This window comes from Sphingomonas sp. 22R3R2A-7, assembly GCF_036856055.1.
GTDB lineage: Bacteria > Pseudomonadota > Alphaproteobacteria > Sphingomonadales > Sphingomonadaceae > Sphingomonas.
The window spans coordinates 1,278,259-1,293,477 of record NZ_JASPFR010000001.1 but is presented as its reverse complement, the minus strand read 5'-3'; the positions used below and the strand labels follow the sequence as shown (position 1 = coordinate 1,293,477).

20 protein-coding genes and 1 pseudogene are annotated in these 15,219 nt (G+C 61.4%); 13 read left to right on the top strand and 8 right to left on the bottom strand.

The features are described from left to right. Window positions 1-2: 2 nt before the first annotated feature. Window positions 3-302: a hypothetical protein gene (locus tag QP165_RS06210; protein ID WP_333994506.1), complete on the bottom strand. Its 300-nt coding sequence runs from the start codon at window positions 300-302 to the stop codon at window positions 3-5. 312 nt (window positions 303-614) lie between these two features. Here QP165_RS06210 and QP165_RS06205 point away from each other — a divergent pair, with 312 nt between their 5' ends. After that, window positions 615-1,379: a DUF2971 domain-containing protein gene (locus QP165_RS06205; RefSeq protein WP_333994503.1), complete on the top strand. Its 765-nt coding sequence runs from the start codon at window positions 615-617 to the stop codon at window positions 1,377-1,379. Beyond that, window positions 1,376-1,573 carry a hypothetical protein gene (locus QP165_RS06200; RefSeq protein ID WP_333994500.1) on the top strand — a complete coding sequence of 66 codons (198 nt, stop codon included), beginning with the start codon at window positions 1,376-1,378 and terminating at the stop codon, window positions 1,571-1,573. The genes QP165_RS06205 and QP165_RS06200 overlap by 4 nt, the downstream gene beginning before the upstream one ends. A gap of 148 nt (window positions 1,574-1,721) precedes the next feature. Here the strand turns inward: QP165_RS06200 and QP165_RS06195 are convergent, their stop codons facing one another. Next, window positions 1,722-2,210: a MucR family transcriptional regulator gene (locus QP165_RS06195; RefSeq protein WP_333994497.1), complete on the bottom strand. Its 489-nt coding sequence runs from the start codon at window positions 2,208-2,210 to the stop codon at window positions 1,722-1,724. A 530-nt stretch (window positions 2,211-2,740) separates the two neighbouring features. Between QP165_RS06195 and QP165_RS06190 the strand changes: the two genes are divergently transcribed. After that, window positions 2,741-3,421, top strand: coding sequence for a hypothetical protein (locus QP165_RS06190; RefSeq protein ID WP_333994496.1), 681 nt, complete (start codon window positions 2,741-2,743; stop codon window positions 3,419-3,421). Between the two features lie 18 nt (window positions 3,422-3,439). On the opposite strand, the gene QP165_RS19975 is transcribed toward QP165_RS06190, so the two are convergent. Both QP165_RS19975 and QP165_RS06185 read right to left on the bottom strand, forming a co-directional pair. Next, window positions 3,440-3,628, bottom strand: coding sequence for an HNH endonuclease (locus tag QP165_RS19975; protein WP_443019268.1), 189 nt, complete (start codon window positions 3,626-3,628; stop codon window positions 3,440-3,442). A 135-nt stretch (window positions 3,629-3,763) separates the two neighbouring features. Further along, complete coding sequence (locus tag QP165_RS06185; protein WP_333994493.1) at window positions 3,764-3,979, bottom strand: hypothetical protein; 216 nt, start codon at window positions 3,977-3,979, stop codon at window positions 3,764-3,766. A gap of 209 nt (window positions 3,980-4,188) precedes the next feature. Between QP165_RS06185 and QP165_RS06180 the strand changes: the two genes are divergently transcribed. Continuing rightward, a complete protein-coding gene (locus QP165_RS06180) occupies window positions 4,189-4,587 on the top strand; it encodes a hypothetical protein (RefSeq protein ID WP_333994490.1) in 399 nt (132 codons plus the stop codon). A gap of 455 nt (window positions 4,588-5,042) precedes the next feature. Here the strand turns inward: QP165_RS06180 and QP165_RS06175 are convergent, their stop codons facing one another. After that, window positions 5,043-5,336 carry a DUF2958 domain-containing protein gene (locus QP165_RS06175; RefSeq protein WP_333994487.1) on the bottom strand — a complete coding sequence of 98 codons (294 nt, stop codon included), beginning with the start codon at window positions 5,334-5,336 and terminating at the stop codon, window positions 5,043-5,045. Window positions 5,337-5,387: 51 nt separating this feature from the next. After that, window positions 5,388-5,573: a hypothetical protein gene (locus QP165_RS06170; protein ID WP_333994485.1), complete on the bottom strand. Its 186-nt coding sequence runs from the start codon at window positions 5,571-5,573 to the stop codon at window positions 5,388-5,390. Window positions 5,574-5,698: 125 nt separating this feature from the next. Between QP165_RS06170 and QP165_RS06165 the strand changes: the two genes are divergently transcribed. Beyond that, window positions 5,699-5,890, top strand: a complete 192-nt coding sequence (locus tag QP165_RS06165; protein WP_333994482.1) for a hypothetical protein — start codon at window positions 5,699-5,701, stop codon at window positions 5,888-5,890. Window positions 5,891-6,099: 209 nt separating this feature from the next. Here the strand turns inward: QP165_RS06165 and QP165_RS06160 are convergent, their stop codons facing one another. Both QP165_RS06160 and QP165_RS06155 read right to left on the bottom strand, forming a co-directional pair. Next, window positions 6,100-7,833 carry a recombinase family protein gene (locus QP165_RS06160; protein WP_333994480.1) on the bottom strand — a complete coding sequence of 578 codons (1,734 nt, stop codon included), beginning with the start codon at window positions 7,831-7,833 and terminating at the stop codon, window positions 6,100-6,102. A 79-nt stretch (window positions 7,834-7,912) separates the two neighbouring features. Continuing rightward, window positions 7,913-8,326 (bottom strand): annotated as a pseudogene (locus tag QP165_RS06155) (hypothetical protein); the annotation flags it as partial. Window positions 8,327-8,414: 88 nt separating this feature from the next. On the opposite strand from QP165_RS06155, the gene QP165_RS06150 reads away from it, so the two are divergent. The 8 genes from QP165_RS06150 to QP165_RS06115 all read left to right on the top strand — a co-directional run bounded on the left by QP165_RS06150 (window position 8,415) and on the right by QP165_RS06115 (window position 15,107). Next, entirely contained in the window at window positions 8,415-11,627 is a 3,213-nt protein-coding gene (locus tag QP165_RS06150; RefSeq protein WP_333994479.1) for a YdbH domain-containing protein, read from the top strand. 44 nt (window positions 11,628-11,671) lie between these two features. Next, the gene (locus tag QP165_RS06145) at window positions 11,672-11,851 is read left to right on the top strand and encodes a YnbE family lipoprotein (protein WP_082445295.1); all 180 of its coding nucleotides are present in this window, start codon (window positions 11,672-11,674) and stop codon (window positions 11,849-11,851) included. Window position 11,852: 1 nt separating this feature from the next. Continuing rightward, window positions 11,853-12,233, top strand: a complete 381-nt coding sequence (locus tag QP165_RS06140) for a YdbL family protein (protein ID WP_056016319.1) — start codon at window positions 11,853-11,855, stop codon at window positions 12,231-12,233. A 264-nt stretch (window positions 12,234-12,497) separates the two neighbouring features. After that, window positions 12,498-12,818 carry an AtpZ/AtpI family protein gene (locus tag QP165_RS06135; RefSeq protein ID WP_333994475.1) on the top strand — a complete coding sequence of 107 codons (321 nt, stop codon included), beginning with the start codon at window positions 12,498-12,500 and terminating at the stop codon, window positions 12,816-12,818. Window positions 12,819-12,888: 70 nt separating this feature from the next. Beyond that, complete coding sequence (locus QP165_RS06130) at window positions 12,889-13,647, top strand: F0F1 ATP synthase subunit A (RefSeq protein WP_056018773.1); 759 nt, start codon at window positions 12,889-12,891, stop codon at window positions 13,645-13,647. Window positions 13,648-13,689: 42 nt separating this feature from the next. Next, window positions 13,690-13,917 carry a F0F1 ATP synthase subunit C gene (locus tag QP165_RS06125; RefSeq protein WP_055873230.1) on the top strand — a complete coding sequence of 76 codons (228 nt, stop codon included), beginning with the start codon at window positions 13,690-13,692 and terminating at the stop codon, window positions 13,915-13,917. Between the two features lie 58 nt (window positions 13,918-13,975). Further along, window positions 13,976-14,470, top strand: a complete 495-nt coding sequence (locus QP165_RS06120) for a F0F1 ATP synthase subunit B family protein (protein WP_056016314.1) — start codon at window positions 13,976-13,978, stop codon at window positions 14,468-14,470. Next, a complete protein-coding gene (locus QP165_RS06115; RefSeq protein WP_056016311.1) occupies window positions 14,463-15,107 on the top strand; it encodes a F0F1 ATP synthase subunit B family protein in 645 nt (214 codons plus the stop codon). Before QP165_RS06120 ends, QP165_RS06115 begins: the two co-directional genes overlap by 8 nt. Window positions 15,108-15,219 lie beyond the last annotated feature (112 nt).

Here is a 15,219-nt window from a genome sequence, read left to right as displayed (position 1 = left end):
AGTCAGGCGTCGGGCAGTGAGCCGTAGGGATTGGCTGCTGCCTCTAGGGGGTTGGCGTTGGTGCCGTTGGTGGTGCGGCCGGAAAGCCCACCGATACCCAGCAATTCCGCAAGCTTTCGCTTCTCACTAAGGAAAGCGGCACGCGGAACTTCACCAGATGCAAAGATCGTGCGGCATTGCGCTTCGATGCTGCAATAGGTCGCAAAGATCGTGGAGTGGCTGGCGTTGATGCCATTGGCCACGACAAACTCGATCTCTTCAAACCACACGTCCTGCGCGCCTGCCGTCAGGTAATCGGGCATCACGGGCTTGCTGGACGGGCCAGCGTCATGGGCTTTTTTAGGTTTAGGTCCTCTTTTCACATGGTACTTAGCAGTCGTGAAAAGAGCCGGAGTTTCCCCCGGCCCTTGGTCGTTCCTATCCTTCGCCCGTATAATCCCATGGCTTACGTTGCCGAGCGTTCACTCTTTGCGCGGGTGCTCATTTTCTACCTAGTAGCGAGCGGGACACCGTTGCGAGCAGGATAAGCTTTGCTAGGATCGTGACCAGCGGCCCCAATGAATGCAACGTCGCTTGCCCTTGTGCTTCTACTTATGCGCCCGCAAAGTGGCTGCATGGATGAAGATCAAGCAACACAGGCGTTCTTTGAACTGATGTACCGGCACGCGGACGAGCGTGCGAAACGGTTTGACGATGGCAAGACAAAGATCGCGCATTACACCACCGCCGAAAACGCCATCAACATCATATCCGGTAAGACCCTGTGGCTGCGAAACGCCGCGGTGATGAATGACTTTCTGGAGATTTCCTACGGCCGTGATTGCGTGACGACCGCACTCAAGGGGGACACGATCAATATGAGCGTGTTGCTTAACGACAAGCATCCTGGGCTGGCGGAAGAGGTCATAACGTGGCTGGGTGAGGTGGAGTATGCGGCACGAAACCATACCTACCTGACATCGTTCGCCGAGCATGACGCTGAGGACCGTTTGGGTAAGCTGTCTATGTGGCGGGCATACGGTGGGCCGGTCGCGGGCGCAGCCATCATCTTTAACGCAGAGGTGTTTCAGTCCGATAACGACCAGCTAAACGTCTTTGCCCATCCGGTAACATACGGCGCGGATGAGTTTGCCAGCCTCTATTACAACATGATGCGCTCGATCTTCACCAATCAGGACTTGTTGGGGATGGTGCCACGGGACAGGGCCAAGTCGGTTCTTTTCCATGCGCTGCGCGACTTGATGCTGACCACCAAGCATCAGGGTTTTCGGGAAGAAGAGGAGTGGCGGATCATCCATTCGCCGTTCCTTTTTCATCAGCTTTCGTCCAGCCGATCGTTCGGTCGCCGGGTGGCGTTCCACAAGTGGTGTACACAATGAAGCTGGAGGATCAGCCCGGTTTGAATATGCCGGAGTTAAATCTGAATGACCTGATCTACCGCGTGATTATCGGGCCGTGTCAGCATCCCGAACAGGTTGCCCATGCCATCGATACCGAGTTGGTAGCAGCAGGAGTCCAGAACGCGAGCCAGCGCATCGTCTGTTCGGACATTCCGCTTCGGCAGCGGGGCTAGAGATCTGATAGGTATTTTATCTCAGGGGCGAGCAAATCTGAGGGGGTGGCTGTTACCCAGGACGCGGGTATCTCAGATTTGGACTGCCCCCTCGTTTTTCCTGATCGGCGGCGCGAAGCTGGCCCCCAACGTGGAGGCCAGCTCTTCTTTAGTCAGCTTTGGGTTCACCCTTACGCTTCGCGGCGGCAGGCGTCGCTGCCTTGGCTGCCTTTTTAGTAGTGCTGCCAAGGCCGATCTTGTGTGCCATTGCGCGACGGGCTTCCGAATAGTTTGCAGCCACCATGGGATAATCAGCTTTCAGCCCATATCGCTGCCGATACTCCGCTGGACTCAAGCCCTTGGTTGAGAGGTGGCGTCTCAATGTTTTGTATGGCTTGCCATCGATCATGCTGATGATGAATTCGGGGTTTGCCAGCGACTTCCGGGCTGACACCGCGGGAGTGTAATCTACTGCTTCCGTGGCATCAGGTGTGGTCGCAGCGGGAGCGCCATTCAACACCTTAATGCTGTGATGCATCTTCGACAGAAAAATCGGAATCTCGTCTGCCGACGCGCGCGTGTTTGGGTTTGACAGCCAAGCAGCAGTCAACTCGGTTGCCAGCTCGATTGCATCGATTTCCATATGGTCATCAGTCACTTTAATCTCCCATGCCACCCATTCCATTTAATGAGATAGCGATGAACTGACAACCAAGCACATACATCCGATGCAACGTTTCGAAGATGTTTAGCGGCTAAACATTTCCGCAGAAGGTCAGCTTGAACAACATTGCTATCGTGGGGTCCGCGAACGCAACGGTGATGGGGCGTTCGACATAAAGCGGCAGCTTGGCGGGTGATAAGCGCACATTATGAAACACAGCGAGGTCGAACGTCACGAGAGGGGTCATAGCCTTAGCGATGTGACCTTGCCTCTGTCGATCAATCAACCAACACCGAATGTCACGTGGGAGCAAGGGATAGAGGTAAGCCATGACACACCGATCGGTCTGGCTGTGAACCATGACGAGTGTCTGGCAGGGGATCGTTAATCGATATAGGGGCATCTCAATGATTTATCGGCAGCGGCGATGATCAGGTCTGGTGCTGGTCGGGTATGCTGTGGGGGCGATTTGATATTGCGAGTGCCAGCCGCGCAGGGCAATCTTGCCAATTGGGGAGAGTCCATTGGGCAAAATTTCAACTGCGATCGCTGTAGTCCTTCTTGCCATCGCTGGGTTCGCCTATTGGATGGTTCACAGCGAACATGAAAAGAGAAAAGAAGCTGAGCTTCAGCTTGGCCTCGAATCGTCAAAGATAATCAATGTCAGCTTCCAGCAGCGAAGCGATCTGACAGTGTATCGGCTGTCAGGCGATGTTGTGTCCAAGGTCGATTGCGAGGGTCGGATATTTCACCCGGAGCAGCGCACTAAGGCGCCGGTGAAAGTGTCTTACTCTTTGCCGTTGTCCGCGATCAACCGCTCGGCTTACACTTGGAGTCAGGGCCAGCAGCGGCTCACGATTTCCATTCCCGACGTGCGGGTGGAAACTCCGAATGTGGACATATCCAGGCAAATCGTTCGTCAAACGGGGCGATTCATTTCCCGAGAATGCGGGCTCGTCATGGCTCGCAAAACGGCGATTGCTCTTGCTGGGCGTGCACTGGCGGAGGCTAGAAAGCCGGTTCATCTGACGAATGCCCGAGAAGCGGCCCGAAAAGCTGTGGCGGATCTTGCTGGTGGAATATTGAGTGGTGCCAATCTGCGTGGCGTCACCATTGCGGTTCTGCTGCCCGGAGAGCCGAATGGGACAGCAGACAGGCAGCGTTGGGACGAAACACGGCCGCTGGTAGAGGTGCTTAGCCAGTAGGGTGCTCTCGCGCATATCTCACCAGCCTCTCCGAATTCGCTGCACATCCAGTCGGGTTTTTTCTTGGTGGCATGCTTTGCAAAGGCTCTGTGTGTTTTCCAACAGGTCTTCGCCGCCAAGCGCCTTGGGTTTGATGTGATCGACCTCAACCGCTGGCGTTACGAGGCCGCGTTCCGTGCAGTGACGGCAAAGGGGCTCAGCATTCATCCGTTGATCACGTAGCTTCCGCCATGCCCCGCCATATCCGCCGACGAGGCTTACCCTCGCGGGCTGCGCTGCTGGCGCGATATTAAAGCGAGGCGTTCTCCGGGGCACGCATCTACTTATTCAACTTACGACGTTCTAATTATTCCGATCCCACGCTTCGATCCGGGCAAGAAAGCTATCGCAGAGCCCGTCCTCAAAGCCACTCAGTAGATGCTCGACCATCGTCGTCAGCGTTGCCAGTTCAGCGTCACGTGAGGGAAGGGGCAAGCCATCGCGCAATTGCCGGCCGACGTGCGCGAGTTGATCGGTCGTTCGTGCTGCCGTTGGAAAGCGTATAATCTGCGCCGTCATAGTAGCTGGCCCCTTCGTGAGCATCTTACTCACTGATCTACAACCAGCCGAAAATTCCGCCTAATAGATTCTTCGGGAGTTATCTGCCCGCGAGAGCAAGAGCAAAAATACCAGTTTGGCATGAATCCTCGCTCGCCCTGAGTAATACTCGGCAGCATACGATTGATACAGGGCGCAACGAAGCGCACTGCTACATCGGAGTTTACAAAATGGGTTTTGACCTCAAGCTTCTCAAGCCAGCAACCAAGGGCGAAGTAGCGGTAACCGGTGGCAACACAGCACGAGACGAGGTTCTGGCGCTGATCGAGACACAGGAGGCGCTGTTCGCGTACCCCAAGGCCAACGGCCAGCGGCTGTACGAGATCACCGACGATACGGTGACGTTCACGCTGCGCTACGGGGGCAAGGCGCTTACGCTGCTGCCCAACGAAACCAAGGTCTCCGTCCCCAAGGACGCGTTCGTGGGTGCCCTGGAGCACTATAAGGCGGAAGTCGGCAAAGGCTCGTTCGATCCGCAACTTGAGAAGAATGGCGCAGCAAGCGCCTCACGAAAGGCCAGCGCGAAGGCAACGCGCGACGCCAAAAAGGCAGGTGCGCTCGCCAAATAATCGCTATCACTAAAGCAATCAGAGGCCCTGACGCTACGCGTCGGGGCTTCTTTGTCTGCGGCTAATTTCGCATTTCGTCGCCCAGATCGCGGCAAGATCTAAATGTGCCCGACGGTCAAACGATGACCTCTCCAGCTTCGCAAGCTGTAGCTCGCATTCCGCCTTAGCACTGTACGCTGTCGAACACACTGAGGCGGTTTGCATCACGTCACTCCCTGTTGGTTACGTCAAGTATTGCTAACTAAGCCTGGTTAATGAGGTGTAAAACTTCGGTCAGAATGAGGCTAATTGTAAGCAATATGAGGTAAGCAGGGGGTTCAAATGCCCCCAGCTTCCATCCTTGCGGTTTTGCCCATTCGGTCTGTGACGACGCATTCAGGATGATGGGCTTAGGCCACAATACGCCCGCGCTGTCGGGCTTCCACGGCCCATAGGCTCAATGGTTTGTCGGATGATCAGTGAAGGTCTTGCTCGATCCGCAAGTCGCCCGGTCCCCGGATATCTGCGAGTTCCTGCAGGTCAAGCGATCCTAATTCCGGCTGACCAAACCCCATATCGCAAAGGCCGAACGCGATGCCACCGGGGTCGCATTCGGACAGCAACCACGTGGCCGCTCCCCAAGGAACGAACAGCTTCACGACTGGCGGAAAATCTCGCTCGGCGCTGGTGCCCTTGCAAGGTTCCTGCTCCCGATGATTGTTGATTAGCTGCTGTAGCTTAATGGGTTCGATGAGGTCGATCCAAGTCATGTGGCGTTCTCCTTTTGTCACAAGAACATCGAACACCATCGAGTGCCCTGTTCAACCGCTATGTTGGGAGAGTTCCAGAATCCGTTTGCCGATAGCATCAGCGACCATTCGCTGCTCATGGTCAGGGGTTCGGCCGATCATTCCTCGCAGCATATCAATATCCTGTCTGAGCTGCTGGTCGTTGTTCTTGCCGATCGAAGCAACTGCAATCTCCAACAAGCCCGAATAATCCTTCATCTTACGCCTCACTTCTATTGAGAAATATCAAACAAAACAGGTCGTCGTATTCTCTGGTCGGTGTTCAACTCTTTGCTCGCTCTGACCCCGCTCTGGAAACAGGAAGCTGGGGAAGGAGATGCACGGTGCTTTACACGAAGATCGACACAGACCAGCTTTGCAACGAGGTTCAAGAGTTTCTAGATGCGGATCACCGCTTCTTCGATCAAGACGACGGCGTGTTCGAGTTTTACGGCGAGCGCGTGCAGTATGTCCGACTGCCCGACGAGTTCGTGCTGACCGTCGGTTCCGAAACCATCACCTGTGTGCGCCCCTAATGCCGCCGATCAGCAAGTGCCCGCAGCTTGCAGGCTTTCGCGCGCAACGACGTTGCCACATTGCACCCACGCGGATCGCGTGGGGACATAACCCGCTGGACCTCCAGCTGTATGTCGCGCGGCAGAAAGCCCGCCCACGTAGCTAGGAAGCTCTCCCTGATACCCTGACAGCCCGGTAGCAATCCTGGGCTGTTCTGCTGTCAGACGTTCTAAACGGCGCTCTGAGTGCGTCGGCGCATGTCTGGTATGACATCCTCTGCACCACTGTTGGTGCTACCGAATTGCCCCATGACGCTGGTGTAGTCGACTTTGGCGAGCAGGGTTCCATCGTTACCGAATTTGAAAGCTAGGGCACCGCCTGCAACGGCGAGAATGGCCTCGCGAACCGGTGAGCGTTTCTTCTCGACGTAATCGCGGCGGAACGTCGCGACGCTGACCACACTCCTAACCGCCTCGGCTACCTTGCGGCGAGCCGACTGTCGGGTTTCATCATCCTCGCTGTAGATAGCATCCTGCACCTCAACCACTCGGCGCAGGTGTTCCTCGGGGCTGACGTTGCCTCTAGCGCGTTCGAGCGCCAGCTTTGCCTCATCCAGTTTTAAGCGGAGAGCAGCGAGGGCAGGGCGCATCTCACGAAGCATGTCTTTGGCTTCGGTTGCCTCGTCTTCTTCCTCGATCCACGTCATGTAACGGCGCTGCTTTGCCTGCATTACCTCTAGGTCTTTGGATAGCTGCGCTACCTCAACGACCAACGGGGCAGTCAGGTCGGGGCGGGTGAAATACGTGCTGTCGAGGGCTAGGTGCAAAATCTGACCAAGCGCCGCACGTTCAAAGGCATCGTAACGGTAGTAGGTGCTGTTGATGCATCGACGGGCGTTCACCTCGTCATCGTCACCGGCGATGGGCACACCCGCATTATTGAAGCGGAGGCATTTGAGGTGTTCGTATTCCCTGCCCGCAGCGCGACTGACGACTCGGACCATCGTGTCACCGCAGTGGCCGCATTTTAGCAGGCCGGTGAACAGGTTGCGCGCCTCATGCTGATTGGGGCTAGTGCTTGTGGCCCGCTCGCGTAGCGCAGTTCTCGCCCTCGCGACCAAGTCGGCTGGAACGACGCGAGGATAGTAGTCAATCACCTCGCCGGTCGGCTTTCGCGCATCACCGGTACGACGATGGTATTCGCCTTCGACGTGCGGCTTGGTCAGAATGTCCCGAATGTAACCGGGCTTCCATGTCGCCGTGCTTTTCTTATGCGGCTTCGTCCAAGGCTCCACGCTGTCGTTGAGCAGCTTGGTTATCGCTTGGAAGCCGTATCCTTCCGCGCACCACTCATAGATGTCACGCACGACCTGCGCGCGTTCCTCGATGACCTCGAACTTGCCATCTTTTACACCGCTCAACCATGCAGGCATCCGACTCGTGTAGATAATGCCGTCACGCGCCTTGCTCATGCGGCGTTCCTGCGCGCCCAACAGCATGTCGGACTTGCGGTTGCTCTCACCACCGGAGCGGCTGGCTTCCATAAGGTAGAGAATCATCGTTCCCATGTTGCTGCCGGACATGGCTTCTTCGTCGAGCAGCAGGGGTGGCGAGCAGACCGCAACGGTGATGCCGGCCTCGTTTATATCTTCGATCCAGCGTCGAGCATTCTTCAGTTTGGCGCGAGAAAGGCGATCCAAGTTCTCGATTACGAGAAAGCTACCGGGCTCAATTTCTCCCGCTGCAACCCTGTCCGTGAACCTGCCCAAGCCGCCAACGCGAAGGTGATCTCCCTTCCACGCAGACAGGCCCTTGTCCTCAATTACCTCTACCTCTTCCCAATCCTTATCGCTGACGATTTTTTGGGTGGCTCTACGCTGACGTTCAAGCGATGTACCCGAATCCTGCTCCGGCGTGCTGAATCGGTGATACCGGTATGCTTTAGGCTTGGGTGCGTCTGTCATTTTGGGCGTCCTGTTAACCCCAAGTATTTGCGTCCAGGTGAAAAAGAGAGCAACCGTGTTTTTAGCAGCTTCCTGTTTACGTGTTGAGGTGGAGCACGCGGAACCGCTCGATCGTATGGTGCGCCATGTCCGCGCGCAGATAATCGAGCAATGCCTGCCAGTTGGCGAGCACGGGACGATCGCCGACGTGCGACTGGAGCAGGCGGATCGCGGCGGCGTGCGCGATCTTGATCGCGGCGGTCGCGATGTCGCCCATCCCGTCGACGCGCCCGAGCGCCGCGGGATCGGCGGTCAGCACGCCGCCGATCCCGCCGAACTCGCGCATCAGCGTCTTGGAGAGCAGTTTCGTATCGCCACGCGGAATCGCGACCGCCAGCAGATATTCGATGAGTTCGTGGTCGAGCAGCGCTTCGCCGCCGCCGTCGAACAGGCGCTGGCGCAGCCGGGCGCGATGGCCCTTTCGCGCGTCGATCGGATCACCGGCATCGGTCATGACGCGATGCTAGCACAACCGTGCGCAATTGCATGACGTCGCCGGGCATGCCTATGCAATGCGCCACGGAGCGTTGCGGAGTAAGGCGTTGAGCGAAGCGAGCGAGACAGGGGCCGACCCTTCCCGGTCGATGTCCGCTCGTGGTGGCCGCCTTAATGGCCGGCGCAATGGTCGGCGTCGTCGGATCGCTCGGCTGATCGCGCTGGCGATAGTTCTTGCCCTTGTCGCACTGTGGCTGGTGCGCAAGCCGATCGCCGAGGGGTTCATCGACCGCGAGCTCGCGCGTGCGGGCGTTCCCGCACAATACGACATCGCCGATCTCGCGCTCGGCGGGCAGCGACTGACCAATGTCGTGCTCGGCGATCCGGCAAACCCCGACCTCGTTGCGGACTGGGTCGAAACGCGCACGGGGATCGGATTGTCAGGACCGTATCTCGATGCGGTGCGCGCGGGGCATGTTCGGTTACGCGGCCGGCTGGTCGACGGGCGGGTGTCGCTTGGCGCGATCGACCGGTTGCTGCCCGCGCCGTCGGGCAAGCCGTTTGCCTTGCCCGCGCTCGACGCGACCGTCGACGATGCGCGGATCCGGCTGGAGACGCCGTACGGACTGGTTGGGCTGAAGCTTGCCGGCGCGGGGCGGCTGGACGACGGGTTTCGTGGCTCGCTTGCGGCGGTCAGCGAGCGTGTGACGGTGCGCGGATGCACGGGCGACCGGCTTGCCGCCACGATGCGCGTGCGGATCGACGCGGCCAGGCCGATCCTGCGCGGGCCGGTCCGGCTGGCACGGCTGGCGTGCGGCACGTCGCAGGTAGCGGCCGTCGCTGCCAATCTCGACCTGACGCTCGGTGCAGCGCTCGATCGGTGGCAGGGGCGGGCCGTGCTGGCGACTGGGCCGGGACAGACGCCTGGCGCGACGATCGGCGGGGCGCACGGGGTCGTCGAGTTCGCAGGTAATGCCGCGGCAACGGCGGGCAAGGTGGATCTCGCTGCCGGCACGGTACGGCTGCGTGACGCCCGCGCACGACGCGTCTCAACCACGGGATCCTACCGCATTGGTGAGCTTGTCGCGTTCGACGGACGCATCCGCTCGGCTGGCACCGCGATCGTCGATCGCCGACTGGCCGGTATCGCCGCGCTGGCAGGGTCGGCCGTGGGGACGCCGGTCGCTCCGCTCGTCGATGCGGCGGTTGTCGCGGTGACCCGCGCCGCAAAGGGGTTTGCCGCGGATGCGGTGGTCGCGTTGCAGATCCGCGGTGGGCGCGGCGAAGCGACGCTGTCGCGACTCGCGCTCGCGTCGGCGAGTGGCGCGCGGATCGCACTTGGTGGCGGAGACGGGATCACGCTTGGCGTGCCCGCGGGAGGCGTCCGGCTCGGCACGACGCTCACGACTCGGGGCGGTGGTCTGCCCGAGGCTCGCGTGTCGATCGCGCAGGCACGGCCGGGGGCGCCGATCCGCGGGGTCGCGCAGATCGCGCCCTATGCGGCGAACGGCGCACGGCTGGCGCTGACGCCGGTGCGGTTCAGCGCCACGCCCGGCGGGGCTACCGCGATCACGACGCAGGTGACGCTCGACGGGCCGATCGGCACCCTGCGGGACCGCGTCGAGGGGCTGTCGATACCGATCGATGCGCGGTGGGACGGTCGCGCGCGCCTCGTCGTCAACACCGGCTGCATGCCGCTCGCGGTGCAGCGGCTCTCAGTGTCGGGGCTGGTGCTCGACCCCACGCGGTTGTCGCTGTGCCCGATCGATACGGCGCTGTTGCGTATCGACAGCGGACGCGTGTCCGGTGGCGCGCGGATTGCGGCGGCGTCGCTGAAGGGGCGGCTGGGCAGCACGCCGCTGACCCTGGCCGCGGCGGGTGCGTCCATCAGGCTGGCGGACCGGGATTTCGCGATCGACGGCGTTCAGACCCGCATCGGCACGCCGGAGCGTGTCACGCGGCTCGATTTCGGGACCGTGACGGGCCGGACCACAGCGCAGGGCATTGCAGGCGCGTTCGCCGGCGGGTCGGGGCAGATCGCGAACGTGCCGCTGCTGCTCGGCGAAGCCACGGGCGACTGGACGCTGGTCGGCGGGGCGTTGAGGCTGAACGGAACGATGGGCGTCAGCGATGCGGCAGGCAGCGCGCGGTTCAAGCCGGTCGCCGCGCGGGGCGTGACATTGTCGCTGGTCGGCGGGACGATCACCGCGGCGGGGACGCTGTTCGAACCGGTCAGCAGCACCAAGGTCGCCGACGTCACGCTGCTGCATGCGCTCGGCACGGGTACCGGGCGCGCCGACCTGTCGGTGCCCGGCATCACCTTCGCCAAGGACACGCTGCAACCCGACGCGCTCACCCCGCTGACCTTCGGCGTGATCGCCGACGTCAACGGATCGGTCAGCGGCGAGGGGCACATCGCGTGGAATACGGGCGGCGTGACCAGCACGGGCATCTTCCGGACCGCGGGCACCGACCTTGCCGCCGCGTTCGGTCCGGTCACCGGGATCGCGACCGAGATCCGCTTCACCGACCTGCTCAACCTCCAGAGCGCGCCGGGGCAGGTGGCGACGATCACGACGCTCAATCCGGGCATCCCGGTCAGCGACGGTACGATCCGCTACCAGACGCTGCCCGGTGCGCGCGTCCGGGTCGAAGGCGGGGCATGGCCGTTTGCCGGCGGATCGCTGACGCTCGATCCGACCCTGCTCGATTTCTCCGCAGCGTCGGAGCGACGGATGACGTTCCATATCGCCAACATGGCCGCGGACCAGTTCCTCCAGCAGTTCGATTTCAAGAATCTCGACGCGACGGGGATCTTCGATGGCGTGCTGCCGATGATCTTCGACGAAAGCGGCGGGCGGATCGAGGGTGGCGACCTGCGCGTGCGGCCGGGCGGCGGGACGCTCGCCTATGTCGGCGATCTCAGCCAGAAGGATCTCGGCATCTGGGCGAACATCGCGTTCCAGGCGTTGAAATCGCTGCGCTACCAGTCGCTGCGCGTCGGGATGAACGGGCCGCTGGCGGGCGAGATGGTCACCGACGTGCGCTTCGCCGGGATCAGCCAGGGCGAGGGGGCGAAATCGAACTTCATCGTCCGCCGCCTGCAGCGGCTGCCGTTCGTGTTCAATATCCGCATCAAGGCGCCGTTCCGCGGGCTGCTCGATTCGGCGCAGAGCTTCTATGATCCCAAACGGCTGATCCAGCGCAACCTGCCCGCGTTGTTGCAGCAGCAGGCCGCCCCGCCGCCCCCGACCCCAGCTGCAACCCCAGCCCCAACACCGCCAACCATTCAGCCGCCCGAAAGCAGGATCGTGCCATGACCGAAACAGGATTGAAGAAGCGTATGCAAAGGCCGATCTTGCGGATGATGACGAGGACGATCGCGATTATCGGGCTGACCGCCGCCCTGCCGGGCTGCATCAACGTGTCGGCCCCCGACAAGCCGATCGAGATCAACCTCAACATCAACGTGACGCAGGAAGTGGTCTATCGTCTCGATGGCGAGGCGAAGTCGCTCATTCAGCAGAATCCGGGGATATTCTAAGATGAAGACCAAGGTCATGATGATGGTTGCCGCAGCGGTGGCTCTCGGCGGCCTTTCGGTGGCCGCCTCGGCGCAGCGCGATCCGGCCTATGCCGCGGCGCGCGCGGGCGGCGAGGTCGGCGAGCAGCCCGACGGCTATCTGGGGCTGGTCGGCGCGGCGAGCGGCGATCTGCGCGCGCTGGTCAACAACATCAACATCCAGCGCAAGTCGGCCTATACCGCCAAGGCGCAGGCGAGCGGCGCGACGGTCGAGCAGCTGGCGTTCACCAGCGGGTGCAACCTGATCGCCGGGACCAACCCGGGCGAGAAGTACAAGACGCCGGGTGGTGTCTGGAAGACGCGCACCGCCGCCGCCCCGGAGCGTGATTCGCGCTGCGTTTGAGGGCGCCGGCCTGGGGCCATCGGTCATCCTGGGCTCGACCCAGGATCCAGAGCCACGCATGGTCCGCCTGCGGCTCTGGATCCTGACTTTCGTCAGGATGACGGATGGGAGAGGGCGTAACGCGCCCCGTAGTCACCCCATTGATGACGATACTGTCACACCGGTTGACTTGAGCAAGCCTGTTTTCTAAACGGACCGCGCCTTGGCGGGATCGCTCGTCGCTGCGTATATCTCCCCGGTGTCGTATCAGGTGGAGAGCATATCGTGGCGGAGATCGAACCCGGACAGGACCCCTACGGTGTTGAAGATCCGCGACTTTCCGCGCTCGATGAGCGATTGAGGGAGGTCAAGGCTCGGGAGGCGCTTAAGACGGGGCAGGGAGGACCGGATGCCGAGCGGGGCTACTCGCAGGGCAATCGTGTCATCTCCGCGCTGATCGGGAGTCTTGTTGGCAGTGCGCTGATCGGCTGGTTGATTGACCACTGGTTCGGTACTGGCCCCTGGGGGCTGATCGTGTTGCTGTTCCTCGGGATAGCGGTCGCGTTCAGGCAGATCATTCGAATTTCAGGCGAACGCCCGGAGTAACCGGGCGTTTGTCGTTTCAAGACGGCAGGGATTCCACGTGGCGGCAGAACAGGGCGGCAAGATCGATCCGATGCACCAGTTCCTGATCGAGCCGGCGTTCGGCTCGCACTGGATCGTAGGTGGTTACGACCTGTCCTTCACCAATTCCGCGATGTGGATGGTGGTGACGCTGGTCGCACTTTGGGCCTTCATGATCGGCGGGATGAAGCGCGAGCTCGTCCCCGGTCGCTGGCAGGCCGCGGTCGAAGGCTTTACGGGCTTCATCTCTGGCATGCTCGAGCAGAATGTCGGCCCGGGCGGCAAGCGCTTCGTGCCGTACGTCTTCTCGCTGTTCATGTTCATCCTGTTCGCGAACATCATCGGCCTGCTGCCGTTCGGTATCGTCCCCGGCGTTCACCCGTTCACGGTGACGAGCCACATGACGGTGACCGGCGTGCTGGCGCTGATCAGCTTCGGGATCGTCCTGCTCGTCGGCTTCGGCAAGCATGGCTTTCACTTCTTCTCGTTGTTCGTGCCGAGCGGCACGCCCGCGCTGATGATCCCGCTGATCTTCGTGGTCGAGCTGATGTCGTTCCTCGTGCGTCCGTTCTCGCTCGGCCTGCGACTGTTCGTGGCGATGACCGCGGGGCATATCCTGCTCAAGGTGCTCGCGGCGTTCGTGATCAACGGCATCAACCTGGGCGGCGTCTATATCGGTCTGGTGACCGCGCCGAGCATGCTGCTGATGATCGGCATCACGCTGCTCGAGCTGCTGGTCGCCGCGATCCAGGCCTATGTGTTCGCGCTGCTGACGTCGGTCTATCTGAACGACGCCGTGAACCTTCACTAAGTTTCTTCTCAACGTTACTGATTTTCCAAGGGAGTTTTCGACATGGACGCACAAGCAGCAAAGATGATCGGTGCCGGCCTCGCAGCGATCGGCATGGGCCTCGCCGCACTCGGCGTGGGTAACGTCTTCGCACAGTTCCTCGCCGGCGCGCTGCGCAACCCGGGCGCTGCAGACAGCCAGCAGGGCCGTCTGTTCATCGGTTTCGCAGCAGCAGAGCTTCTCGGCCTGCTCGCGTTCGTGACGATGATCATCCTGGTGTTCGTCGCCTAACCACTCGCTGATCTGGCCGGGCGATACCCCGTCCGGCCGTATCACGAAGGACAGACCAATGCCCCAGATTGCCCAGATAGCCGCCACCTACGCCTCGCAGATCTTCTGGCTGCTCCTGACCTTCGGAATCCTGTATTTCGGGATTGGCAAGGGGATGGTGCCTAAGATTGTGTCCACCGTGGACGCGCGCGAAGGCCGGATCGCCGGCGATCTGGCGGCGGCGGTCGCTGCCCGTGCGCAGGCCGATACGGTCCAGGCGAACTGGCAGGCTGAAATGGACGCTGCCCGCGTTGCGGCGCAGGCGGAAACCGCGGCTGCTGCAAAGCGGGCGGCTACCGCATTCGAGCAGCAGGTCCATGCGGCCGATGCCGAAATCGCCGAGCGTCTCGGGCATCACGATCTCGCCGTGGCGAACGCGAAGGCCGAGGCTCTCGCCAATCTTCAGGGTGTCGCGGCAGAAGCGGCACAGCAACTGGCCGCCAAGGTCGCCGGACTTCAGGTAAGCCTGGATTCGGCGAGCGACGCGGTACGCAGGACGATGGCTCATGGCTAATACCCCCGCCGCCACTTCGGCCGCGAACCCCGACGCTCCGGCTGAGGTGATATCCGCCGAGGGCATGGCGCCCGAAGGCGCGATCGACCAGCAGGGTATCCAGGGTCACACGACCGCCCCGGGCGGTGTCGAGCATGTCGTCGACCCGACCGCGCTCGGCATCAATTCGACCGGCTGGGTCGCGATCGCGATGATCGTCGTGCTCGTGCTGATGGTGTGGAAGAAGGTTCCTGGGATGATCGGGCGGATGCTCGACGCCAGGATCGCCGGGATCCGCACGCAGCTCGACGAGGCGACCGCCTTGCGCGCCGAAGCTGAGGCGATCCGGGCCGAATATGAAGCCAAGGCGAAGACGGCGCATGTCGAGGCTGAGGCGATGAAGGCGCACGCGCATCACGAGGCTGCGGCGATCATCGCCAAGGCCAAGGCGGGTGCCGAGGACCTGATGAACCGTCGCGCCAAGATGGCCGAGGACAAGATCGCCGCTGCAGAACGTGCAGCAGTCGCCGAAGTCCGCGCGCGTGCCGCCGATGCTGCGGCAAAGGCTGCCGGTATCCTGATCGCCGAGCACCACGACGCCGCTGCCGACCGCATGATGGTCGATCGCTCGATCTCGGGGCTCGGTCGCCTGAACTGACGCTTCTCCTCTCCCCTAGGGGGAGAGGAAGGGGCCCGCTGCGAAGCAGTGGGAAGGTGAGGGCACGCGTCCCTCCCGCGCTACCATTTTTGACGGCCGTCTCTTCCCGGGT